Origin of the sequence: Paraburkholderia sp. UCT31, from assembly GCF_014397655.1 — a bacterium.
GTDB lineage: Bacteria > Pseudomonadota > Gammaproteobacteria > Burkholderiales > Burkholderiaceae > Paraburkholderia > Paraburkholderia tuberum.
The window spans coordinates 1-23,131 of the sequence record NZ_VZQP01000074.1 but is presented as its reverse complement, the minus strand read 5'-3'; the positions used below and the strand labels follow the sequence as shown (position 1 = coordinate 23,131).

The 23,131-nt window shown below is 62.1% G+C and carries 20 protein-coding genes; 12 read left to right on the top strand and 8 right to left on the bottom strand.

Features of this window, described 5'->3' with window-relative positions; translation table 11 throughout:
- The first annotated feature begins 120 nt into the window (after positions 1-120).
- The 4 genes from F6X40_RS37020 to F6X40_RS37005 all read left to right on the top strand — a co-directional run bounded on the left by F6X40_RS37020 (position 121) and on the right by F6X40_RS37005 (position 3,667).
- Entirely contained in the window at positions 121-1,485 is a 1,365-nt protein-coding gene (locus F6X40_RS37020) for a leucine-rich repeat-containing protein kinase family protein (RefSeq protein ID WP_187631284.1), read from the top strand.
- A complete protein-coding gene (locus F6X40_RS37015) occupies positions 1,482-2,462 on the top strand; it encodes a substrate-binding domain-containing protein (protein WP_187631283.1) in 981 nt (326 codons plus the stop codon). Before F6X40_RS37020 ends, F6X40_RS37015 begins: the two co-directional genes overlap by 4 nt.
- 105 nt (positions 2,463-2,567) lie before the next feature.
- On the top strand, positions 2,568-3,212 hold the full coding sequence (locus tag F6X40_RS37010; RefSeq protein WP_187631282.1) for a LysE family translocator: 645 nt from the start codon (positions 2,568-2,570) through the stop codon (positions 3,210-3,212).
- 23 nt (positions 3,213-3,235) lie between these two features.
- Positions 3,236-3,667: an NUDIX hydrolase gene (locus tag F6X40_RS37005; protein WP_184024745.1), complete on the top strand. Its 432-nt coding sequence runs from the start codon at positions 3,236-3,238 to the stop codon at positions 3,665-3,667.
- A gap of 318 nt (positions 3,668-3,985) precedes the next feature.
- Here F6X40_RS37005 and F6X40_RS37000 read toward each other — a convergent pair whose 3' ends face one another.
- Positions 3,986-5,377: a short-chain fatty acid transporter gene (locus F6X40_RS37000; RefSeq protein WP_187631281.1), complete on the bottom strand. Its 1,392-nt coding sequence runs from the start codon at positions 5,375-5,377 to the stop codon at positions 3,986-3,988.
- Between the two features lie 480 nt (positions 5,378-5,857).
- Here F6X40_RS37000 and ilvD point away from each other — a divergent pair, with 480 nt between their 5' ends.
- Positions 5,858-7,720, top strand: a complete 1,863-nt coding sequence (ilvD, locus tag F6X40_RS36995; protein ID WP_184024751.1) for a dihydroxy-acid dehydratase — start codon at positions 5,858-5,860, stop codon at positions 7,718-7,720.
- 177 nt (positions 7,721-7,897) lie between these two features.
- On the opposite strand, the gene F6X40_RS36990 is transcribed toward ilvD, so the two are convergent.
- Positions 7,898-8,152: a GGDEF domain-containing protein gene (locus F6X40_RS36990; protein ID WP_262421691.1), complete on the bottom strand. Its 255-nt coding sequence runs from the start codon at positions 8,150-8,152 to the stop codon at positions 7,898-7,900.
- A gap of 336 nt (positions 8,153-8,488) precedes the next feature.
- Between F6X40_RS36990 and F6X40_RS36985 the strand changes: the two genes are divergently transcribed.
- On the top strand, positions 8,489-8,950 hold the full coding sequence (locus tag F6X40_RS36985; RefSeq protein ID WP_184073663.1) for a CHRD domain-containing protein: 462 nt from the start codon (positions 8,489-8,491) through the stop codon (positions 8,948-8,950).
- A 44-nt stretch (positions 8,951-8,994) separates the two neighbouring features.
- On the opposite strand, the gene F6X40_RS36980 is transcribed toward F6X40_RS36985, so the two are convergent.
- From F6X40_RS36980 to F6X40_RS36970, 3 genes are all read right to left on the bottom strand, one after another.
- Complete coding sequence (locus tag F6X40_RS36980) at positions 8,995-9,687, bottom strand: cytochrome b/b6 domain-containing protein (RefSeq protein WP_184073664.1); 693 nt, start codon at positions 9,685-9,687, stop codon at positions 8,995-8,997.
- A gap of 170 nt (positions 9,688-9,857) precedes the next feature.
- Complete coding sequence (locus F6X40_RS36975; RefSeq protein ID WP_187631280.1) at positions 9,858-10,919, bottom strand: sensor domain-containing diguanylate cyclase; 1,062 nt, start codon at positions 10,917-10,919, stop codon at positions 9,858-9,860.
- Positions 10,920-11,020: 101 nt separating this feature from the next.
- Positions 11,021-11,512 (bottom strand): aminoacyl-tRNA deacylase, encoded by a 492-nt coding sequence (locus tag F6X40_RS36970; RefSeq protein ID WP_090807449.1) that lies wholly within the window; start codon positions 11,510-11,512, stop codon positions 11,021-11,023.
- 300 nt (positions 11,513-11,812) lie between these two features.
- On the opposite strand from F6X40_RS36970, the gene F6X40_RS36965 reads away from it, so the two are divergent.
- Positions 11,813-13,684, top strand: coding sequence for a beta-galactosidase (locus F6X40_RS36965; RefSeq protein WP_187631279.1), 1,872 nt, complete (start codon positions 11,813-11,815; stop codon positions 13,682-13,684).
- 208 nt (positions 13,685-13,892) lie between these two features.
- On the opposite strand, the gene F6X40_RS36960 is transcribed toward F6X40_RS36965, so the two are convergent.
- The 3 genes from F6X40_RS36960 to F6X40_RS36950 all read right to left on the bottom strand — a co-directional run bounded on the left by F6X40_RS36960 (position 13,893) and on the right by F6X40_RS36950 (position 17,197).
- Positions 13,893-15,857 carry an enterotoxin gene (locus tag F6X40_RS36960; protein ID WP_187631278.1) on the bottom strand — a complete coding sequence of 655 codons (1,965 nt, stop codon included), beginning with the start codon at positions 15,855-15,857 and terminating at the stop codon, positions 13,893-13,895.
- 55 nt (positions 15,858-15,912) lie between these two features.
- A complete protein-coding gene (locus tag F6X40_RS36955) occupies positions 15,913-16,038 on the bottom strand; it encodes a hypothetical protein (protein ID WP_260321215.1) in 126 nt (41 codons plus the stop codon).
- Between the two features lie 196 nt (positions 16,039-16,234).
- The gene (locus F6X40_RS36950) at positions 16,235-17,197 is read right to left on the bottom strand and encodes a 2-hydroxyacid dehydrogenase (protein ID WP_187631277.1); all 963 of its coding nucleotides are present in this window, start codon (positions 17,195-17,197) and stop codon (positions 16,235-16,237) included.
- A 309-nt stretch (positions 17,198-17,506) separates the two neighbouring features.
- Here F6X40_RS36950 and F6X40_RS36945 point away from each other — a divergent pair, with 309 nt between their 5' ends.
- The 5 genes from F6X40_RS36945 (at position 17,507) to F6X40_RS36925 (ending at position 22,682) form a co-directional block, all read left to right on the top strand.
- Entirely contained in the window at positions 17,507-18,265 is a 759-nt protein-coding gene (locus tag F6X40_RS36945) for an SDR family oxidoreductase (RefSeq protein WP_187631276.1), read from the top strand.
- A gap of 52 nt (positions 18,266-18,317) precedes the next feature.
- A complete protein-coding gene (locus F6X40_RS36940) occupies positions 18,318-19,634 on the top strand; it encodes an MFS transporter (RefSeq protein WP_184073671.1) in 1,317 nt (438 codons plus the stop codon).
- 26 nt (positions 19,635-19,660) lie between these two features.
- Positions 19,661-20,050, top strand: coding sequence for a VOC family protein (locus tag F6X40_RS36935; RefSeq protein WP_184073672.1), 390 nt, complete (start codon positions 19,661-19,663; stop codon positions 20,048-20,050).
- 108 nt (positions 20,051-20,158) lie between these two features.
- Complete coding sequence (locus F6X40_RS36930; RefSeq protein ID WP_184073673.1) at positions 20,159-21,403, top strand: citrate/2-methylcitrate synthase; 1,245 nt, start codon at positions 20,159-20,161, stop codon at positions 21,401-21,403.
- A gap of 373 nt (positions 21,404-21,776) precedes the next feature.
- On the top strand, positions 21,777-22,682 hold the full coding sequence (locus tag F6X40_RS36925) for a lipid A biosynthesis lauroyl acyltransferase (RefSeq protein ID WP_187631275.1): 906 nt from the start codon (positions 21,777-21,779) through the stop codon (positions 22,680-22,682).
- The last annotated feature ends 449 nt before the right edge of the window (positions 22,683-23,131 follow it).

Genomic DNA, 23,131 nt, shown 5'->3' with positions numbered 1-23,131 from the left:
GACCCCAGCGACGCTCGCATCACTGTACCGCAGAGAACCCCAGATGACCTTCGACTCAGTAAAATCGACAGCTTCGGTACGACGCGCTGCGGGCGCTACCCGATCTTCTTTCCCACGACTGTGACCACGACTTTAGAACACCTGCGGGCCGGGCGACTGGCGGGTGCGCGCGAACTCAAACTCGCGTGCGGCCTGAGCGAATTTCCGCGCGAGATTTTCGATCTCGCCGATACGCTCGAAGTGCTCGACCTGTCGAACAACGCATTGACGACGCTGCCGGACGATCTGCCGCGTCTGCGCAAACTTCGCATCCTGTTCGCGTCCAACAACCCGTTCACCGAATTGCCCGGCGTGCTCGGCGAATGCGCGCAACTGAGCATGATCGGCTTCAAGTCGAATCGCATCCGCGAGGTGCCGGCGCGCGCGCTGCCGCCGCTGCTGCGTTGGCTGATTCTGACCGACAACGATCTCGAGCGCTTGCCCGCGGAGCTCGGCCGCTGCACGCAACTGCAGAAGCTGATGCTTGCCGGCAACCGGCTGCGCGCGCTGCCCGAGGAGTTGCTCGCATGCACGCGGCTCGAACTGCTGAGGGTCGCGGCGAATCGTTTCGATGCATTGCCGAGTTGGTTGCTGCGTCTGCCGCGGCTTGCGTGGCTCGCGTATGCGGGCAATCCGTTCAACGCGGCGCTCGAACAGGCGGCGCTCATCGACACTCCGATCAGCGGCATTCGTTGGGATGCGTTGCGGCTCGAACGGCCGTTGGGCGAGGGCGCATCGGGCGTCATCTATCGCGCGGCGCTGCACGCGGACAACGAGCCCGCGCCGCGTGCGGTCGCCGTCAAGCTGTTCAAGGGCGCGGTGACGAGCGACGGTTTGCCCGACTGCGAGATGGCTGCTTGCATTCGCGGCGGCGAACATGCGAACCTGATCCCCGTGCTCGGCAAGGTGATCGGGCATCCGTCGGATACGCATGGCCTCGTGATGGGATTGATCGATACGCGCTTCGCCAATCTCGCCGGCCCGCCGAGCCTCGCATCGTGTACGCGCGACATCTATCGCGACGACGCGCGCTTCGACCTTGCGACGGTGCTCGGTATCGCGAGCGGCATCGCGAAGGTCGCGAGTCATCTGCATCGGGGCGGCGTGATGCACGGCGATCTGTACGCGCACAATATCCTGCACGGCGGCGCGGGGCGCGCGCTGCTCGGCGATTTCGGGGCGGCGTCGTTTTTTGACGCCGGCAATCGCGAGCTCGCTATCGCGTTGCAGCGGCTCGAAGTGAGGGCGTACGGCTGTCTGCTCGAAGAACTGCTCGAGCGTTGCGACGTACCCGGTGGACTCGACGCGCAACTCGCCGCCTTGAAGACGCGTTGTCTGAGCGAAGATATCGACAGCCGGCCGCTCTTCGACGAAATTGCCGCCAGCGTCGCGTCGTTCGATCGGCACGTCCACGACCGGCACCTCCGCGAAGGAGTCAAGCCATGACGCAGAACATGCGCCGCCGCGTGCTGCTCGCGGGCGCGCTGGCCGCAACCGGTCTCACTGGCGTCGCGCTGTTCGCGGACGATGCCGGCGCCGAAGTGCTGCCCGGCACGAAGCCGAAGATCGCGCTCGTACTCAAATCGATGTCTGACCCGTTCACGGTCGCGATGGTCGACGCTGCGCGCAATTACCAGGATCACTTCTCGTCGCAATTCAGCCTGACGATTCGCGGCACGGCCAAACAGACCGACACCGCCGCGCAGATCCGCATGGTCGACGAGGCGATCAGGGCGAAGGTGAACGCGATCGTGATCGCGCCGACCGACTCGAAGGCGCTGATCCCGGTGATCGCGCGCGCGATCAAGGCCGGCATCATCACGATCACGATCGACAACCCGCTCGACGATGCGGCGCAAGCGGCCGCCGGCATCTCGGTGCCGTTCGTCGGGCCGAACAATCGCAACGGCGCGAAGCAGGTCGGCCAATATCTGGCCGCGCGGCTGAAGCCCGGCGATCAGGTTGGCATCATCGAAGGCGTTTCGGCGAGCAGCAATGCGCAGCAGCGCACGGCCGGCAGCCGCGATGCGATGGATGCCGCGAGCGTGCAGGTCGTCGCGGTCGAGTCGGGTGACTGGGAGTACGGCAAGGCCCGCGACGTGGCCGCGAAAATGCTGGCCGAGCACCCGCAGCTGCGCGCGCTGTTATGCGGCAACGACAACATGGCGATGGGCGCGGTCGACGCGGTTCGCGACGCGGGTCGCGGCGGCGGCGTCTATGTCACCGGCTACGACGCGATCGATGCGATCAAGCCGCTACTCGCCGACGGCCGCGTGCTCGCGACGATGAACCAGTTCGCCGGCCGCCAGACCGTGTTCGGCATCGACTTCGCGTTGAAGGCGGTGACCGAGCGGCGCAAGCAGCGCGAGTTGTCGAAGGTGATCGAGACGCCGCTGCAACTGGTGACGGCCTCGATACGTTGAAGCGGCGTAGCGATTAGCGCGCAGCGACGGCGGCAGCGATTTTTTCCGTGGCATGATGATGTCCAGTGTATTGGTATTCAACCACAACGAACCGCTGGGCCTGCCATGTCCTTCCATACCTGGTTGCTTTTCGCCGGTGCCTATCTGCTCACCACCATTTCGCCGGGACCGAACGTTCTGCTCGTGATCCGCAATTCGGTCCGCTATGGAAACCGCGGCGCGGCGGCGAGCGTCGCCGGTAATCTGCTCGCGCAAGGCGTCGTCGTCGCGCTCGTGGCGCTAGGTGTCGGCGCGGTATTGACGACGCTGCCGCCGCTCTTCGTCGCGATGAAAGTGCTCGGCGCGGGTTATTTGGTGTATCTCGGCATCAGGCAACTGCGCGGCGGCAACAAAGAGGCATCGCGGGCCGCGCAGCCGGCGGGCGTCGCATCGTCCGCTTATACGTTCGAGCGCAAGAAGGTATTCCGTGAAGCCTTGCTCGTGTCCGGCAGCAATCCGAAGACGATGATCTTTCTATCGGCGTTCATGCCGCAATTCATCGACCACGAGCGCGGCCTGGCGGAGCAGTTCATCGTGATGTATCTGACGATCGCGGTCACCGTCGCGCTCGTGCACACCATTTATTCGCTCGGCGTGCGCGGTATCCATACGCGCGTCGGAGCCAGCCGGTGGGTCGCGGCCCTCAAACGCGGCAGCGGGCTCGTCTTCGTCGCGCTCGGCATCAAGCTGCTGACCGCGCAACGCGGCTAGTCCGTCATGATGCCGGCAAGAAAATGAGCCGAATGCAAAGCATCGTCGATGTGAACGTGCTGTTCCTGAATGGGCAGGGCGAGTGCCTTTTCATCCGGCGCGCGAATACCGGTTTCAGGGACGGCCAGTACGCGTTGATTGCCGGCCATCTCGAACCGGGCGAATCGATCGAGGCATGCGCGATTCGCGAATCGAAAGAAGAAGCGGGTGTGACGATCGCGCCCGGCGCGCTCGAATTCAAACTCGTGATGCGGCGCGATTCGGACACGAACCGCATCAGCTTCTTTCTCGTGTGCCGTTCATGGCAAGGCGAACTGGCGAACATGGAGCCGCACAAGTGCTCGGGCTTCGTGTGGGCGAAGCCGGACCATCCACCGGCACCGGTCGTCGACTACGTGGCGGCCGCTCTCGCGCATATCCGCGACGGTGTGATGCTGGCCGATTTCAAGCCGTGATTCGCAGAGTTCCTGCTTATCTCGTCACTTTTGCCGACGATGTCCTGAACGAATCAAACCCGCAAAATCCCGCTGAATCGAGCGACGAAACGACCGCCAATTGACGCGGCTCCAATCGCGACGTTCGACGCGAAGGGCGACCTTCAGCACGGCGTGATCTCGCTGTACGACTACAAGGACGGCAAAAAGACGCTGCTGGACGTCGTCAAGATGTAACAGCGAGCGGTACGCCGCAAAAGCACAAAGGGCCGATCAAGCATTGCTTCATCGGCCCTTTGTTTTGACGGTAGCGAGATCGTTCGACTCAGGTCATTGTGGTTACGGCACGAGCCACAACGCCACCGCGTAAATCACCAGCGACACCGCGAACGTCACCGCCGTATAGCCCATGACGCGCTGAATCCGGATACCCGCGATCGCGACGATCGGCACGGCCCAGAACGGCTGCAGCATGTTCGATACATTCTCGGCCATCGCGACGCCCATTGCGGTGCGCGGCACCGACGCATGCAGGCTGAGCGCCGCGGGCAGCACGAACGGACCCTGCACCGCCCAGTGGCCACCGGCGCTCGGCACCAGCAGCGTGATGATCAGCGAGCTCAGATAGCTCCACAGCGGCAGCGTGGCGGGCGACGCGATCGTCACGAACGCTTTCGCGATCATCGACGCGAGACCCGTGCCCTTCATGATGCCCATGATCCCGCCGTACATCGGATATTGCAGCAGCATCGAGCCGGTCTGACGCGCGGCGCGGCGAATCGAATTCGCGTACGCGATCGGCGTGCGTTGCAGCGCGAGACCGATCATCAGGAAGATCAGGATCGTGTTGTTGATGTCGAGATCGAATCCTTCCTTGTGCCACGTCAGCGCCAGATAGCCGATGCCGAGCGCGAGCATCAGCAGTGTGCCGAGCATCGACTGTTCGAGGCGCGCCGCGAGCGATGTCTCGCTGCTCGCGCGGGCATGCGGGTCGTCGCTCGGCGCGTCGGCGGCTGCTTCGCCGCTCTGACGAAACGCGACGACGTTCTCCGCCTTCGGATGCATCTTGATGAAGATCGCGGTCATCACGACGACGACCAGCACGGTCGGAATGAACACGAACGGCGCGAAGATGGTTTCGCTGAGCGGCACCACGTGGCCGGTCGCTTTCTCGACGAGATTCAGCGCATTGCCGTGCGATGCCTGTGATAGCGCGATCGAACTTGACAGCCCGCTGTTGCAGATCGACCAGGCCGAATAGCTGCCCGCGACGAGCCATGCGAAGTCGACGTCGACGCGCCGCGCGATTTCCCGCGACAGCAACGCGCCGACGATGAGCCCGAGCCCCCAATTGAGCCACGCGGCAACCGCGACGACCGGAAACACGAGCAGCGCGGCACGCGTCGGCGAGTTCGCATGCGACGCGAGCGCGCGCAGACCGCGTTGCACGATCGGCGCTTCCGCGATCGCGTAGCCGGTCGCGAGGATCAGGATCATCTGCAGCGCGAAGCCCAGAATGCCGAACGTGCCGGTGTACCAGGAATCGAGCAGCGTCGGCAGTGTGCCGTTCGGTGCGATCAGCATCGCCAGCACGGCGACGAAGAACGTCAGGCAGATCGACAGGACGAACGGGTCGGGCATGACCTGCTCGAAAACATAAACCAGCCCTTCGACGATGCCGCGCGAAGCGGCCGGTCGGCCGGCGGCGTGAGGGGGAGTGTCTCGCTTCATGTGTGTGACTCTGTGTAGTGCCGGGCCCTGTGCTGGGCGGAGGGGCGGGTACGGCGCGCCGGCGCGGGGTGCTGGCGCGTATTGGCGGCAAACTTGCCTTACCTGATCTTGATCACAGCGGACAGATTGGCGCGAATCCAGGAGGGTGGGCCCAGGCTTGGGCGCGCCTGGCCTCGAACCCGGTGTTGCGCTCGAAAAGACCTCTGTTTCCGTTTCAATGTTCTTATGGTGAACACGGTTTCGTTAAACGAACGCTGCATTATTCGCGGTGGGAGCGGGCAATGTCAAGAAAAGGTGAAATCGGCTGAGCGGTCGCGGCATCGTTTAATACTTTCCCCGACCTAATTACGCAGAAAAAATATATTGGACGTCTTACTGGCGTTCTTGCACTATTCGTTCCCGACGCAAAGTCCGCGCTGCGATCCCCACGCCCGCGCGGGCGCTCATCAAAACCGATAACAGCAATACCTGAGGATACAGATGCCTAACTATCGCTCACGCACTTCGACTCATGGCCGCAACATGGCCGGCGCCCGCGCGCTGTGGCGCGCCACCGGCATGAAGGACGACGATTTCGGCAAGCCGATCATCGCGGTCGTGAACTCGTTCACGCAGTTCGTGCCGGGCCACGTGCATCTGCGCGACCTGGGCGCGCTGGTCGCGAAGCAGATCGAAGCGGCCGGCGGCGTGGCGAAGGAATTCAACACGATCGCCGTCGACGACGGCATCGCGATGGGCCACGGCGGCATGCTGTATTCGCTGCCGTCGCGCGAACTGATTGCGGACTCGGTCGAGTACATGGTCAACGCGCACTGCGCGGACGCGATGGTCTGCATCTCGAACTGCGACAAGATCACCCCGGGCATGCTGATGGCCGCGATGCGCCTGAACATTCCGGTCGTGTTCGTGTCGGGCGGGCCGATGGAAGCGGGCAAGGTCAAGTCGCCGACCGACGGCCAGGTGATCGCGAAGATCGACCTGATCGACGCGATGATCAAGGCCGCCGATCCGAAGATCAGCGACGCCGAAGTCGCCGAAGTCGAGCGCAGCGCGTGCCCGACCTGCGGTTCGTGCTCGGGCATGTTCACCGCGAACTCGATGAACTGCCTGACCGAGGCGATCGGCCTCGCGTTGCCGGGCAACGGCACCATCGTCGCGACGCACGCATGGCGCAAGGGCCTGTTCGAGCAGGCGGGCAGCCTGGTCGTCGATCTGTGCCGCCGCTACTATCAGGAGGAGGACGCCTCGGTCCTGCCGCGCAGCATCGCCACCAAGCAGGCGTTCGAAAACGCGATGACGCTCGACGTCGCGATGGGCGGCTCGACCAACACCGTGCTGCACCTGCTGGCCGCCGCGCAGGAAGCGGGCGTCGATTTCACGATGTCGGACATCGACCGTATCTCGCGCAAGGTGCCGTGCCTGTGCAAGGCCGCGCCCATGACCGACAAGTACCACATCGAGGACGTGCATCGCGCGGGCGGCATCATCGGTATTCTCGGTGAGCTCGCGCGCGCGGAGCTGCTCGATCTGTCGTGCGGCAACGTGCATAGCGGCACCCTCGGCAACGCGATCGCGAAGTGGGACATCGCCGGCGGCGCGGGCGAGGAAGCGCAGAAATTCTTCCGCGCGGCGCCGGGCGGCATTCCGACCACGGTCGCCTTCAGCCAGGAAGCGACCTACGCGACGCTCGACACGGACCGCAAGAGCGGCTGTATCCGCAGCAAGGAAAACGCGTACTCGAAGGACGGCGGCCTCGCGGTGCTGTACGGCAATCTCGCGGAGAAGGGCTGTATCGTGAAGACCGCCGGTGTCGACGAATCGCAGTGGCTGTTCTCGGGTCGCGCGCGCGTGTTCGAAAGCCAGGACGACGCGGTCGACGCGATTCTCGGTGACAAGGTCGTGCCGGGCGACGTCGTGGTGATCCGCTATGAAGGTCCGAAGGGCGGTCCGGGCATGCAGGAAATGCTGTACCCGACTTCGTATCTGAAGTCGAAGGGCCTCGGCAAGAGCTGTGCGCTGTTTACCGATGGCCGTTTCTCGGGCGGCTCGTCGGGCCTCGTGATCGGCCATGCGTCGCCGGAAGCGGCGGAAGGCGGCACGATCGGTCTGGTCGAAGACGGCGACGTGATCGAGATCGACATTCCGCAGCGCAAGATGCATCTCGCGGTGTCGAACGAAGAGCTCGCACGCCGTCGCGCGGCGATGGAAGCGCGCGGCGACGACGCATGGCAGCCGACCAATCGCGAGCGTGTCGTGTCGCAGGCACTGCAGGCGTACGCGGCGCTCGCGACTTCGGCCGATCGCGGCGCGGTGCGCGATATTTCGCAATTGAAGCGCAAATGAAGCGCCAATAAAGCGCGGACTGGCGCGGATCAGCGCGGCGGCCCTTTTCGCGGTGACGCGACTGGGGCTCTAATAGAGACCGGTATGCGGGCGACTGCATGCCGGTTTTTTTTGCGGCGGCAGTGCGAATGGACGATCGATCAGGCGTCTCCTGCGCAGCCCTGCGCGGAGCCTTTCCTAAGCCGGAAAACTGGAAACGATGTCATCGGCACGCTGCGACGACCCCGCCAGCATCACGCAGTTTCTGCCGTTGGCTTTCGCGGCATAGAGCGCTGTATCGGCTCTCGCCATCACCGAGGCAACGGTATCGCCGTCACCGAATTCGTCGACGCCAGCGCTGAGTGTGCATGCGACGTCGCCGGCCGGAGCGCGCGGAGCAGACGCCGCGACGAGTGCGCGCAACATGGCAGCGTAACAATGGGTGTGATCCATGAAGGCTCCTGGCGCAACACCAGGTCGCGCCAGTTACATCCGCTGCCTCCGCACGAAGCGCATATCGTACCGGAAGAATTTTTCGCGCCAGATCAAATTTCAACGATTTTCGCCCGACGATTTCCTTTCGAATCGCTGGACAGACTCATCTGGCGTCGACGTAACGGGGCGGTTGCCACGCATAGCCGGATTTCGGCCTCACGCGACCTTCGCGTTACGGCCTGCTTGCGTCTATGCTTGACTCACTTGTTTGGCTGCCAACAACGCCGACGAGGTCTTCTGCAGTCTTCAATAATCGCCCGCTCACCAAGGGCAAACCCAACAGGAGAAAACCAGATGTCACGATCCATCACGCGGCGCGCTTTCATGGTGTTCGGTGGTTTGGCCTTCGCGGGTACGCTGACCTTGGCGCAAGCGGCGCCCGTCTCGTTTGAGGTGCCTTTGACGGGCGCCCAACAGGTTCCGCCGGTGCAGACGCCGGGCAGCGGCAGCGCCAAGCTCACGTACGACCCCAGCACGCGGGTCGTCACCTGGAACATCAGCTTCAGCGGATTGACGAGTCCGACCACGATGGCGCATTTCCACGGACCCGCCCCGGCCGGTAAAAACGCTGGCGTAAAGGTCTGGCTGTCGCAGAAGGGCACCATGGAGGTGACGAGCCCGATCACCGGTCAGGCCACGCTATCTCCGGACGAAGCCAAGATGTTCGAAGCCGGTGACATGTACATCAACGTTCACACGAAGAACAATCCGGATGGCGAGATTCGCGGCCAGGTGACGCCGCCGAAGGGCAACTGAAGCTGGCACGGTAGCCGCGCCCGGAGAGCGGGTTTGCGTCAGGCTCACAGATAAGCCGCGAGCAGCATCACCACGGCAACGCCGACGCCGAACGGCAGCAGCGCCAGCAGCGCTGGCGCCTGCCGCGGGGCGTCCACGGACGAGGGCAGCAGTTTGTAGCCGGTCAGCATCGGGCGCAGCAGGTTGTGTCCCTTCGCTACCGCGTAGAGGGCGATCACGAGCACGTGCAGCACCACCGCGGCGAGCAGCACGTACCAGACAAGGCCGTGCAACGCCGAGATTGCGTTGGCGAGCCACGCGGGCACCAGTTCGCTAAACGGCCCTTCGTCGGCGATGTCGTTGTTGACGTAGAGCCCGCTCAGCGTCTCGGTCAGCAGCAAGACGAGCAGAAATAGAACCATCCAGCCGCCGGCCGCATTGTGACCGACCTGCACATCGGGCTCGCGATGAAACAGGCGGCGCAAATGACGAAGCGCGGCAGCGGGTGATGCCACGAAACTGCGAAAGCGGGCGGTCTCACTGCCAAAGCAGCCCCATAGCAGCCGGAAAATAACAAGGGCGAGCAGCGTCTCGCCGACGCGCACGTGCCAGTCGATCCAGTTCAGCTTCAACGTGACATACGCGGCCGTGACCAGCACGACCACCAGCCAGTGAAACAACCGCACCGGCGCGTCCCAGACAAGGACAGGGCGGGTTACGGGCTGGGTCGGCCGCGTGTCGGGTTCGTGAGCATCCATGTGTCGTACCTGCGTGCGCGATCGCGCTCGGACGAAAATCCGCGTGGCTCCTCGGCCACGCGGAAAATCGACGGAGCCGTGCTGGCAAACGAATTCAGTGTTTCGAGCGGGACTGGAAATTTCCCTACACTCTATCTGGCGGGAGCTTGAATCCGATTGCCACTCGAAGATCAGCTGGCGGCGGCGAGCGCGGTCGTTGGCGTCTGTTCAAGCCGATTGCCGCCCAGCGACTTGGCTCGATACAACGCCTGGTCGGCGGCTGAGAGCAGGTCGGTGAGGCAAGCCGTTTCGCGACTTGACTCGGCGAGTCCAATGCTGACAGTGGCGCGAATCCGGTCGCCGTCGGCGCCATGGGACATTGCGGCGAACCGGCTGAGAACGTTCTCGCCTAGCTTTTTTGCGCGGTCGCTGTCGTAGCCCGGCAGCAGGGCGGCAAATTCTTCGCCGCCGATGCGTGCAAGAATCGCGTCCGTACCCGTCACGGCTCGAACGGTTTGCGCGAATGACCTCAAAACCTCGTCGCCGGTCTTGTGCCCAAAGTGGTCGTTGATTCTCTTGAAGTGATCGAGGTCGAACGCAAGAAGTGTGACGGGTAGTCGATTTATGCCGTGGTCGCTGATAACCCGCTCGCCCTCTTCGAAAAACAACTTTCGATTCCCGAGGCGAGTCAGGTAATCCGTGCGGGACTCCTGCAAAAGCTCACCATGAATTTCTTCCCGAGTCAGCCGGAGCAAGGTCATCGGCAAAATGACCGAGTAGAGAACCCCTTCGTACATCGTGATTTCGCTGGTGACAGCCAGCACGCGCGGCCCGAAGATCGGCACCAGCCATGGCAGCACGAAAGCCCGGGCGACGTAAAACAGCGCGTGGATGCCCGTTACCGCCACGGCGACGCGCCGGGATTGAACCGCCGGCATGCCGTCGCCTCGCAGCAGTTCGAGCGTCATCATGGCGGAAGCCAGCGCGATCGGGATGGCGCTGACGTACATCCAGACGGCAGCCTGCCAACGCACGCCAGCCACGGCCCACGTGAGCCCCATCAGCAGAAGCAACCCGATCGAGCTCGCGAGATATCGCCGGCCGTTGAACATTGCCACACCGTCCAGGACGAGCAGATAGCCGGTGAGAATCACGAGATTACTCACTGCGGGGCCAGCTGCACCGAGCAGTTGAACCCGAAATGCAGCCGCCGCGCAACCGATTCCGAGGGTCGCATAGCCGGCCGCCAGCATTCGTAATTCCTTGTCTAGCTTCCGCTGATTAGTTACCCCCTGACAAATGAAGCAAAAGGCGGTCAAATTATCGCGGCCAGCGCACGGGCTGGCCAGTTGGGTCAGGCCCGCCCGCTCAACCCTCGCATCCGCCGGGCGAAATGGGCGCGCTCCGCATCGTCCATCAGCATGAGGAACTGATCGGCTTCCATATGAATCAGTTCTTCGTGATCGCCCGCCTCGAAGTAGACGTCGGGCTGGCCTGCCAAGCTGGATTCCAGGTAGGTTTTCATGCCATACGCCATACAAATTGGCGGCAGCGCACCCACATCGCAGTCCTTGAATAATTCGCGCAGTTCGACTTCCGTGGCCAGGGCGAGCCGGCGCCCTGTCTTGCTCCAGAGTTCGGAGAGCTGCACGGCGTAAGTTGACGGCAGCACGGCGGCCACGTAGCCGTGTTCGTCTTCGAGGAGCACGGTCTTGGCGAGGCGGTCGCCCGGAATGTGCGCCGCAGCAGCCGTTTCGATACTCGAGTGGCTGTATGGGTGACGCACGACTTCGTAGCGGGAACCCTTGCTGCGCAGGCAGTCCTGCAAGGTTGGCGACATCGACATGGCACACCTCCTGTCGAATACCTGAAAAGGAATGAACAATTGCGATCTTTTCAGAATAGTTCACGCACCGGCAATACGCACGCCAGCTGAACGATTCCATCGAGCGATCGAATCCACCGGTTGAATCCGCCGTTCCTCGGCTGACGTTGGTCGGCCGGTCCGGCGAACGACACCTTTGGTCCGTGCGAGGCATGGCGCCGCCGCGGACCGGAAAAGTTCGCAAGCTGTTGATCGTTAAGGAACTGCGTTCTACCGTTCTCGCAGGTGCAGCCGATTTACAGGTAGCCTGCATTCGTCAACTTGACAACGCCCATCGTGAACCTCGAACGCAGCCATACCTTCTCCTTTAGCCCCGACGGCGAACATTTCCTGCTCGACGGCCTGCCGTTCCAGATTCGCAGCGGCGAGATGCATCCAGCCCGCATCCCGCGCGAGTACTGGCGACACCGGATCCGCATGGCAAGGGCGATGGGGATGAACTGCATCGCGTTGTACATCATGTGGAATTACCACGAGACGCATAGAGGCGTGTTCGACTTCCGCAGCGGGAATCGCGATATCGAGGCCTTCGTCCGCCTGTGCCAAGCCGAGCAGATGTGGGTGCTGTTGCGCCCCGGGCCTTATGTGTGCGCAGAGTGGGATCTGGGCGGCCTCCCTTCCTGGCTGTTGCGCGATCCGGACATCCAGTTGCGGACCGACTCGGCCACCGATCCTCGCTACATGGCGGCGGTGGCTCGCTATATCGACGAACTGGTTCCGCGTATCAAGCCATTGATGAGCGAGCACGGCGGACCGATCCTGATGATCCAGATCGAGAACGAATTCGGTTCGTATGCGAGCAATCCGGCTTACCTCGAAGAGCTCAGGCAGCTTTGGCTAGCAGGAGGCATAACCGGGCCGTTCTACACCGAAGACGGTCTCCCGCAACTCGAACGCAATCGCACCACGGTAACGGGCGGCGCGATCGCGCTGAGCAACGGCGACGCAGCGCAGATCGCAACCGTGCGCCGCGAATTCCCCTCGGTGCCCGCGATGGCTGGCGAGGTCTACCCAGGGTGGCTCACGCATTGGGGCGAAGCGGGGTTCGCGGGCGTGGACTACGACCTCTCCAGTACCTTGGCCACGTTCATGGAGGCGCGGCTGTCGTTCAACCTGTATGTCATTCACGGCGGCACGAGCTTTGGCTTTTTTGCCGGCGCGAACGTGGACGCTTCAGGCAACTATCAGCCCGACATCACGAGCTACGACTACTGCGCCCCGATCAGCGAGCAAGGCATGGCGACGCCGAAGTACATGAAGTATCGAGACCTGATCGCCGGCTATCTGCCCGAACCCTTGCCAGCCATACCCGAGGTCATCGCCACGCTTGACTGCGCAGGCGCTGAGGCCTTGATGCCAACGCTCTACGCCTCGATCTGGGACAACCTGCCCGCGGCACTGCCACGCGAGCGTGGCGTCGAGCCGCAGTCGTTTGAACGCTACGGTCAGGCGTTTGGCTTCGTGCTGTATCGCAAGTCTTTGCCGGAGCACGCGCGCGGTGTGCTGGATATCAGCGCCGTTCACGACTACGCAACGGTTTTCCTTGGTGAACGGTACGCGGGCGGCGTATCGAGAGCGCAACTGCCGCAGAAGTACGCGCAGTCGCTCCACATGATGCATCGTGCGCCGCTTGCCCTGCCTTCGGCGCGGCACAACCACGGGTCGAGCCCGGACGGCCAGGTAGCGCTGGAGATACTCGTCGAGGCCATGGGGCGCGTCAACTTCGGACCCGCGATCGTTGACCGTAAAGGTCTGCTCCAGCCGGTCACGATGAAACACGTCGACGGCTCGCTCGCGTTGCTCGAGGAATGGGACATCTACCTGCTGCCAATGGATGAAACGTTTATCGCCAACCTCAACGAAGACTGCACGAACCCACGGAAACCCGGTCTCTTTTATAAGGCGAGCGTGCTGCTGACTGAAGTCGGCGACACCTGGCTCGACATGAGCAACTGGACCAAGGGTATCGTCTGGGTCAATGGCCACAATCTCGGACGCTACTGGAACATCGGCCCGCAAAGGCGCCTGTATTGTCCCGCGCCGTGGCTCGTGCAAGGTAACAACGAGGTGCTGGTCTTCGACCTCCATCAGATCGAGACAAAGCCGATTCAACTGGCCGACAGGTTGTACTAGGGCCTGTTCACGCTAATAACGGGCCAGCCCCTGGAAGGTTTTTTTTAAACAGGGGAACGTGCCTTTGCGCCCGTATTGCGGCGTCGGTCGTCGCTTGTTTGGCTCGGCCAAACGGCGCTCCTCTCTCCTTGCACTACGCGCGCAAAGGCACGTTCGCAAGCCCGTTATTAGCGTGAACAGGCCCTAGCGCCTACGCCTCGTCCCCCCTTCACCGCTTCGCGGCGGCAACCGGCAGCAGTTCGAGCGTGAGCACTTCGAACGGCGCCAGTTGCACTGCTTGCGACAGATCAGCGTCCAGTCGAGCAGGAATACCGGAATCCCCCGCACGCCCAAGGCTGCGCGATTCGAATCGTGCCGTCGCGTTATCCGGCAGTTCCAGTTGGCGCCGCAGCTCGAGTGTGAAGCGTTGCGTGCGACTGTGAGGATTGCGCAGCGTCACGATCGCCTTGTGCGGCGCCCACGCTGCCCAACCGTAGGCCGCCTGTTCGTCCGGCGCTCCGCCGATCCAATGACTGTCGCGAAGAATGTCGCCGTTTTCTCGCGCCCATTGGGCGGCGCGCGCAAGCACATCCCAGTCGTGCTCGCGCAGCAGCGCCGGCGTAATGTAGAGCTCCTGCAATTGCGTGCCGGTCCCGAAGTACGACCACACTTCGTTGGAGAATGCGTCGCCCGCCGACGCATTGAGGCGTGGATTGCACTGCGCGTAGAGGATGCCGTGCAGCATCAGCGAATTGAGCGGAAAGAGCGGACTGCGCTCCACGACGTTGTGATACGTCTGCGTGTCGCGGTATGTGATCCAGCGCTCGCGGTTCGTGCCGCTGCCCGCCAGGCCATCGTCGCTGCCGCCGCGCCAGATGGAGTCGACGTGGCGCAGCCAGAACGGCGACGGATGCGTACCTGTGGTGAGATTAATGAAAATTTCGGGCTTGGCCGCGCGGATGTCCTCGATCAGTTGAATCGCCGCGTCCCAATCGCTGTCGAACAGGCTGCCGGGGAACACCCTGTCGGCATTGCCTGTGCCGTCGAACTTGAAATGGTTGACGCCGCCCTTGTCGAGCAAGTCCATCACGACTTCATGAAAGCGCCGGTAATACGTCGGCCCCGATAATGCGAGACCGTTGTCGATGACCTCATAACCAGCGGCACGTCCTCGCGTCACGCGTTCCTGTTTCGGCGCACCGTAGCCGCCCCACGGGGAAAGCCATATGCCGGGAGCGGCGCCGAATCGCGCGGCAGCGTCGCGCAGCGGAACGAAGCCATGTGGAAATGCCTTGCTGAAATGCCAGCCGCCGCCAAGGTCGTCCCAGCCATCGTCGAACAGAAGCGAATCGATCTGCACCCCGCGCGCTGTGTGCAACTCGTGGCCGATTGTTGCGATGCGCTCGAGCGCCTGCTCCTGCGTGTACGGCGTGAGGTAGCCGATGTCGCCCCAACTGTTGTAGTGCAGAAACGGGCGATACGGGCGAGCCCGTTCCCGCTCCAGATAGATGCCGAAGTCGCGCCGAACCTGGCCGTCGCTGGCTACACCTGCCACAGCGGAGTAGACCAGCGTCCTGTTTTTCTCCAGCGGCAACGCGCGATGCAGCATGAAGCTGAGGCTGTCGCCCTTCACCTGACTTGTCGCCAGCGGGTGCTCGACGCCCAGATAGAAGTTGCCCGCAATGACCGGCGTGCCCTTGCGCTCACTACTGGCCCTGGCGCCCGGAGCGCGCGTCTTCAGCAATGAGACGGCAGCGATCTCTTCGTCCTGAAGAAGCGCCGTAATCGCCAGCTGGACGCGCAGATATCGTGACCCTTCGCGCTGCTCCACGCTCCATTGCACCTTTAGGCGTCCATGTGTATCTACCAGGGAGACGCTCGCGCGTCGCCCTGCGATTCGTTCGCCCAAGCGGGACGCATGCGGGTTGGGTTCGAGCGCAGCGTCGCTCACGGGCGCAACGACCCTCAGCTCGGCCAGGCCCATGGTGGTTCCGTCCGCGAGCGTGAGCGTGAGCGGCGCGACGATGCGTAACGTGCGTTTGCGCTCGCAATCGATCAGTGAGAAGCCGGCGAGACGTTCGTCCTCGTTCGTCCAGCGCAATGCAATCGCGTCGTTGCCGAACGAGGAGATATGGCCCGTCGTCTGGAGCACGGGCATGCCAGTTTGCGTAGGCGAAGCATGGTTGGCGCGCATGGAGAAACCTGTCTCGGGCCAGAGGAAGAGATTTTCGCCGCCCCCGCGAATGGCGTCAGATAACGAACTGCGCCGTGGTGGAGGGCGCGAACAGTTCGTCGATAGTCATTATCCGTTCGGAAAGCCCCTGCGTATGGTGGTAGCGCAAGAACGCGTTGAGCACCGCTTCGTTGCCGGGCACACCGTAGCGCTCGCCCGAGGCGGCTCCGGAGCGGCGACTTTCAAATCCGCCAACGCGTACTTACGACCCACTGCCGCCCTTCGGCCCGGTGCGAAACCAACGGCTGCTTGCGTGTACAACGGCCGTTGGTCGATGTTTATTGGGAGACGGCTGGTCAGCCGGCGTCGCAACGTTACTGTCCCGATGAGGGCGAGCCTTAGACAGGATTCGAGGCGGCCCGTCCTTCCAGCACGGCGGCGATATTGTCCAGCGCCGTAAAGCCCATCTGGTCGCGGGTCTCGATCGTTGCGCTGGCCATATGGGGCGTCAGGAACACGTTGTCGAGCTCAGCAAACCGCTGGTCGACGTTGGGCTCGTTCCGGTACACATCCAGAGCCGCGCTGAACAGATGACCCGACGTCAGGGCGTCATAAAGCGCATCTTCGTCCACCAGGCCGCCACGCGCCGCGTTAACAAAAATCGCGCCTGCGGGAAGGAGTCCAAACTCTCTTTTCGTCATGAGCGGGACGCTTCCACCCGGCACGTGCAGCGTGAGGACCTGGCAGTGCGGCAGCATTTCGTCGAGAGTGGCATAGAAGGTCGCGCCATTTTCCAGCGACGGGGCCGCACGGTGCATGTCCGTGTAGATCACGCGCATGCCGAATCCCTGCGCACGCTTAGCGACCGCCCGTCCAATACGCCCAAATCCGACGATGCCGAGCGTCTTGCCATTCACTCGCATACCCAGCATCTCGGTCATGCCGAACGATTTGCCCCATCCGTTGCGCATGATCCGTTCGTATTCTGACGCGCGACGGCACGCAGCCAGCAAGAGCAGCATGGAAAAATCGGCTGTGCACTCGGTCAACGCATCGGGCGCGTTCGTCACGACGATTCCCCTTTCACGGGCCGCCGCTACGTCCATGTGATCGAAGCCCGCGCTCGCGTTCGCAATAATCTTGACCGTCGAAGGCAGCGCGGCAATGTGTTCCGCTTGCAGGCCGGATTTTTTCCCGATGAGTACGGCCGGCACGTCGTGCTTCTTGCAGAAGTCGACGACAGACCACGAGTTCATATCGGACTCGGTCACGAAGGCATGGAATTCGGCCGCAGCGCGATTAGCCACGGCGGTGGGAACCGTTCGCGCGATCAACAGGCTGGCGCGTTTATCTTCCGACATGGTTTTTCCTTTGGTAGGCAGACGTCGAGAGACTACGAAATCGCTGACCGGGCCGTCAATGTTGATTGGATGAATCAACTCCTCGGTGATGACTCGCTCCTATTGTTCGCGGCGCCTGCGCGTTGCGATTTGTTTCCGTCTTGTCCCTCTTCAATCTTGCTTGCGGCCACACGCGCATCAGGAAAACCCTGATGCGATCCCCATCCGCAAGGCCCGCGGATGTTGATTCAATGAATCAAGATTGCTCAACCCCTGATGCGAATGCAACTCTGTTTCCCATGTCCAATTGACTTGACGAGAGGAAAGGAAATGTCTGCATCGAAGAAGTTCGCAGCCGTTACGGGCGCCGGCTCCGGCATCGGCCGAACCGCCGCCGTCGCACTTGCTAACGCAGGATTCGCCGTCGCGCTGATCGGGCGCAGAGCCGAGCCGCTGCTGGAAACAAAGGAAGCAATCGGCAGGGCGGGGGGAGAAGCGGATGTATTCCAGGCCGACGTTGGCGACGCAGCATCGGTCGAGCACGCGTTTTCGGGAATTGCCGAGGCATTCGGTCGGCTCGACGTGCTGTTCAACAACGCGGGGCGCAATGCTGGGGCTGTCCCTCTGGAAGACTACGAAGTCGACTTCTGGAACGACGTCGTGGCCACCAATCTGACCGGCGTTTTCCTCTGCGCTCGCGCCGCTTATCGTTTGATGAAGGAACAGTCCCCGCAAGGCGGACGAATCATCAACAACGGATCGATCTCCGCCCACTCGCCAAGGCCGCACACCATTGCCTATACGGCAACAAAACATGCTGTGACTGGCATCACCAGATCGATCGCGCTGGACGGACGCGCATTCAACATCGCCTGCAGCCAGATCGACATCGGCAACGCCGCCACATCGCTCACTGAACGGATGAACCGCGGCGTACTGCAAGCGGACGGACGCCTGGCACCGGAAGCAAGAATGGATGTGACGCACGTGGCGAATGCAGTCGTGCACATGGCCAGTCTTCCGCTCGAAGCCAATGTTCTCAACATGACCATCATGGCGACCGCCATGCCGTTCGTCGGCCGCGGATAAATCGCCCTTAAGCCAACTAAAAAAACAACAGGCTAATGTTACGGAGACACCGATGAAAATCGCAGAGGAACAAACATTGCCGGTGGGAACCCCGGCTTACGCGGATACCACGAATCGCTCCAGAGTCCGCTACGTCGTGCTCTCGATGTTGCTCATGGCCACCATTCTGAATTACGTGGACCGGTCGGCGCTGGGCATCGTTGCGCCGGGCCTCTCGAAGGGGCTGGCGCTCAACAAGATGCAGATGGGCGAGCTGTTTGCGGCATTTGGTCTTGCCTATTCCATTGCGCTGGTGCCCGGCGGGGTGCTGACCGACATTCTCGGCTCACGCCTCGCCTATGCGCTGTCTCTAGTCGGTTGGTCATTCGCCACGCTGACGCAGGGTTTCGCGACCGGCTATCAGATGCTGCTCGGGTCGCGGTTCGCCATCGGCGCACTGGAAGCGCCGGCCTTCCCTTCAAACGCACGCGCCGTGACCTTGTGGTTTCCCGCCCGGGAACGCGGCTTCGCGACCAGCGTCTATGTAATGGGGCAATACATCGGGACGCCCTTGTTCACCGGATTGTTGCTGTGGATCTTCGCCGCGTACGGTTGGCGGACGGTTTTTTATGTGACCGGTGGCTTCGGCATTCTGTTCAGTCTGCTCTGGTACCGGGTTTACCGCGATCCGCATCAGCACCCGCGCGTGAATGCCACCGAGCTGCAATACATCAATGAAGGTGCCGCGGCGACGCGCAAGCCCCGCGAGAAGTTCGACTGGCGCATGGCGCTCAAGCTGCTCAGCTACCGCCAGGTTCTCGCCATCTGTCTCGGAAAGTTCTGTAACAACACGCTGCTGGTCTTCTTCACCACGTGGTTCATGACCTATCTGATCGAAGCGCGTCACATGTCGATGATCAAGGTTGGGATCTTCCAGGCACTGCCTTTTATCGGCGCCACGGTCGGCATTCTCGCGGCCGGCTCCCTTTCGGACTTTTTTATTCGGCGCGGAGTGGCGCTTTCGACAGCGCGCAAGGCTCCGCTCATCATCGGCACGATGCTCGGCGCGTCTATCGTGCTTGTCAATTTCGTCGAGTCGAACGAGTTGGTGATCGCCATCCTGACGATCGCGTTCTTCGCGCAGGGCGTCGGGTCGATGTCGTGGGCCGCCGTTTCCGAAATCGCGCCTCGACAGTACGTGGGACTGACCAGCAGCATCACGAGCCTCGCAGCCAACATCGCGGCCGTCACCACGCCGCTCATGATCGGCTACATCACCCAGCACACCGGCCACTTCTACTGGGCCCTCAACCTGATGGGCGCGATCTGCCTGCTCGGAACGTTTTCGTATTCCGTGCTGCTGGGCAAGCTTTCCCGCATCGAACTGTGATGCTTTCAACTATACGGTGAAATCGGATGATTGAATTCAAGTGGGATCATCTGCAACTGTGCTCGGCGGACGCCGAAGCCACTGCGGCATGGTTTGCGCGCTGCCTGAACGCCGAGATCGTGCGTCGTCCTGGGCGAGTGGATTTGCGCATCGGCAGCATCAACCTTTTCATCACCTCGCTGGCGAGCGCCCAAGCCGGTCACCCTCGCGGCGAGCGGCAGCAGGGCATAGATCATTTCGGCGTGGTCGTGGACGATATCGACGCGGCGTTCGTGCATCTGTTGCTCTGCGACGCGGAAATCGTCGAACCGATCAAGCAGGTTCGCCCCGGCGTCAGAGCCTGCTTCGTGCGGTCGCCCGGTGACGTTCTCGTTGAGATACTGGAGCGGCGACCCGCCGAGATGACTTTTACCTGAAAAAACGTCAATATTGGCGCTGGATCGGTCGTGCTCGAGTGCAAGGCGCGATCTGCGTCGTCACTCCCCCGTTGCCCCGTTGCGCTGCATCACCTTGCTTGCCATCCCATGCGAAACTGGATCACTCTGACTGAAGCGGCTCGACAACTCGGAGTGCAGGCGCAGACTGTCTATGCGTATGTAAGTCGAGGTACCATCGCCGTCATGCCGGATCCGCTCGACCCACGCAAGAGCCTCTATCGCGCGGAGGACGTCGCCGGTCTGTGCCGAAAAAAGCAGGTGGGACGCAAGCGCGAAGCGCTCGCCGCCGGGACCATATTCGGTGCGGAACCCTGCATTTACAGCAGCATTACCACCTTCTCAAAAGGCCGGCCCTACTACCGGGGGCGGGATAGCATCCGGCTTTCGGACGCGGCGACGCTTGAAGACGTGGCGGCCATTCTCTGGAACGCGCGCGCCCCCGTTTCCTTCGAAAGCGGCGAGTTGCCGCTACAGGGCGACGAGCGCGGCAGGCAATGCGCGTTCACATCGCTGGCAGCGCTCGCGGCCTGTGGACACTCGACCCTCGGACGCACGGACAGCGCACTGCATGTCGAGGCCGGCCGGCTCGTGGCGCTCATCGCACAAGCGTTTGGTGCGCGACGCGGCGCGAACGCACAAATGACGCATGAGCGGCTCGCGCTTGGTTGGGGCCAGGACCGCGATGGCGCCGAACTTATCCGCCGTGCCTTAGTCCTCGTGGCCGACCATGAGATTACGAGTTCCGCGTTCGCCGCCAGGATTACCGCCTCCACCGGCGCGTCGCTGCCCGGATGCCTGCTCACGGGACTCGCGACATTCTCCGGCCCACTGCATGGCGACGCGTCAGGCCGCGTGCGGGCCGTGTTCGACGACGTCGGAAGACTCGGTGCGCAGCACGTGGTTGCCCATCACTTGCAGTCGGCCATTCCAATCCCCGGGTTTGGACATCATCTGTATCCGGACGGCGATCCGAGGGCGGCCGCAGTGCTCGAAGTGCTGAATCCGCCTCAAGAGATCATGTCGTTCATCAACAAGGTGGTTGAACTGACCGGGCTCAAGCCAAATATCGACGTTGCGCTTGCGGCCCTGACGGCTCAACTGGCGTTGCCGCGCGATGCGTCGTTCGCGTTGTTCGCAACAGCCCGGAGCGTGGGTTTGCTCGCGCACTGCATTGAGCAACTCCGGGTGAGCAAGGTCATACGGCCACGAGGCCGCTATACCGGGCCGGCGCTGGAAGACGCCGCCCCCGAGTCGCCTGCGGAAGGCAGCGAGAATACGCTCGATCCAGCCACGCTCGACAAGAATCGCTTATTCAGGCCGGTTGGGTGCTGAGAGACGCGTCACCTGGATCTTTGCCGAAACAAAAAACCTCGACGCCGATCGGCTCTTGCCGAGAGGGCCGGCTTGTTCCAGTGGACGTAAGCGTTTTGAGCGAAGCGGCGTCGGTAGCTTCGCAGACGTTGCCACCATGCTTATGGCGATGGATGGGGCATGCGACGCCAGACCATGGCCAGGTTGCGGACGGAAGGTCTGGAGTCTGGGCGGGAGCCGACATTCCAAGGGTTGCATCAAAGTGCGTCCGAGCGGTTGAATCCGCCCGTCACAACGCAGTACGTGCGATACTTCTCGGCCATCGCCATGCTATGCCACCAGGATCTCGAATTTTGTTACACATCCGTAAGTATTCGTATTTTTCCGTGTCGCGATGAGTGATTCTCGCGAGCGGGGGAGGTTCTTGGGGCGATTAGGCTATGTCTTGATTGTAGTGCTGCTGCGCGTCTTCGCAGTCCTTCCCTATACGCTCGTCGCAAGGTTCGGCAGCGCGCTTGGGGCAATGTTATATGCACTTCCAAGCTCCCGAAAACATATCGCTCTCGTCAATCTGCGTCTCTGTTTTCCGGGCAAGAGCGAGCGCGAGTACGACGACCTTGCCAGAAACCATTTTCGCCACGTCGTTCGAAGCTATCTCGAACGAGGGATTCAATGGTTCGGCAGCGCGCAGAGGATACGGAAGCTGGTCCACATCGAAAGTCGAATCGATCTGGAAGACAGGAATGCTCCACCGACCATCTTTCTGGGCTTCCATTTCGTGAGCATCGAGGTCGGCTGCATACTCTACTCAACGCGCCTGCCCGCCGCCTCACTGTATACACGCATGTCGAACGCGCGCCTTTGCAGTCTAGCCAAGCGGCAACGCGGCAGATTTGGCGCCGAGATGATTGAACGTTCGACAAGCGCCAGAAAGATCGTCGGCTTACTTCGTTCAGGCAAACCAGTCATGCTGGCTGCTGACATGGATCACGGCATACACAACTCCGTTTTTGTGCCGTTTTTTGGCGTCCCCGCGTGCACACTCACTTCGGTTTCGCGCCTTGCTCGACTGGCCCATGCGCGGGTTGTACCATTCGTGACTGAAGTATTGCCCGACTACCGCGGGTATAAGCTGACCATCTTCGAACCGCTCAGCGACTTTCCCTCAGAAAGTGAGACGATCGACGCGCGCCGAATGAATGAATTTCTTGAAACGCAGATCAATCGGTGCCCAGAGCAATATTACTGGGTGCATCGACGCTTCAAGAATCGTCCACCGGGCGTGCCAGGTGTGTACTGAGCACACCGTCCGTAAGGCATGCGACCGTTCCTGGTTGTGTGCTTCCGTGAGGTAACGCAATGAGCTCGACTGACAGGCATAGGTCCGCTATCTGAGTGGACCGGACGTTTGAGTGTCTGTCCGAATGCTCGAGCGTATGGCCGTTCGTGGCCGGATGGCGACCGTCTCAGTTCGCCCCACTCCGGGCCAAACTCCAGCCGCGAAACGAAACTACCTTCCGCAGCGAGACGACGCGCACATGCTCCCAGATACGAGCGGCCGCGGCCCTGCACCTGCATCAAATGCGCTCGCCAACACGAGCAGGGCACCGCCGGGAACCCTGTCCGCTTACACGCCGGCACCCGTCTCATCGAAGAATGAGGTTTTGTCCGTCCCGTTCGCTTTGGCGCGATACATCGCGCTATCGGCCTGGCGCATCAGGGCGTGTACATCAAGACGTCCGTCCGCGC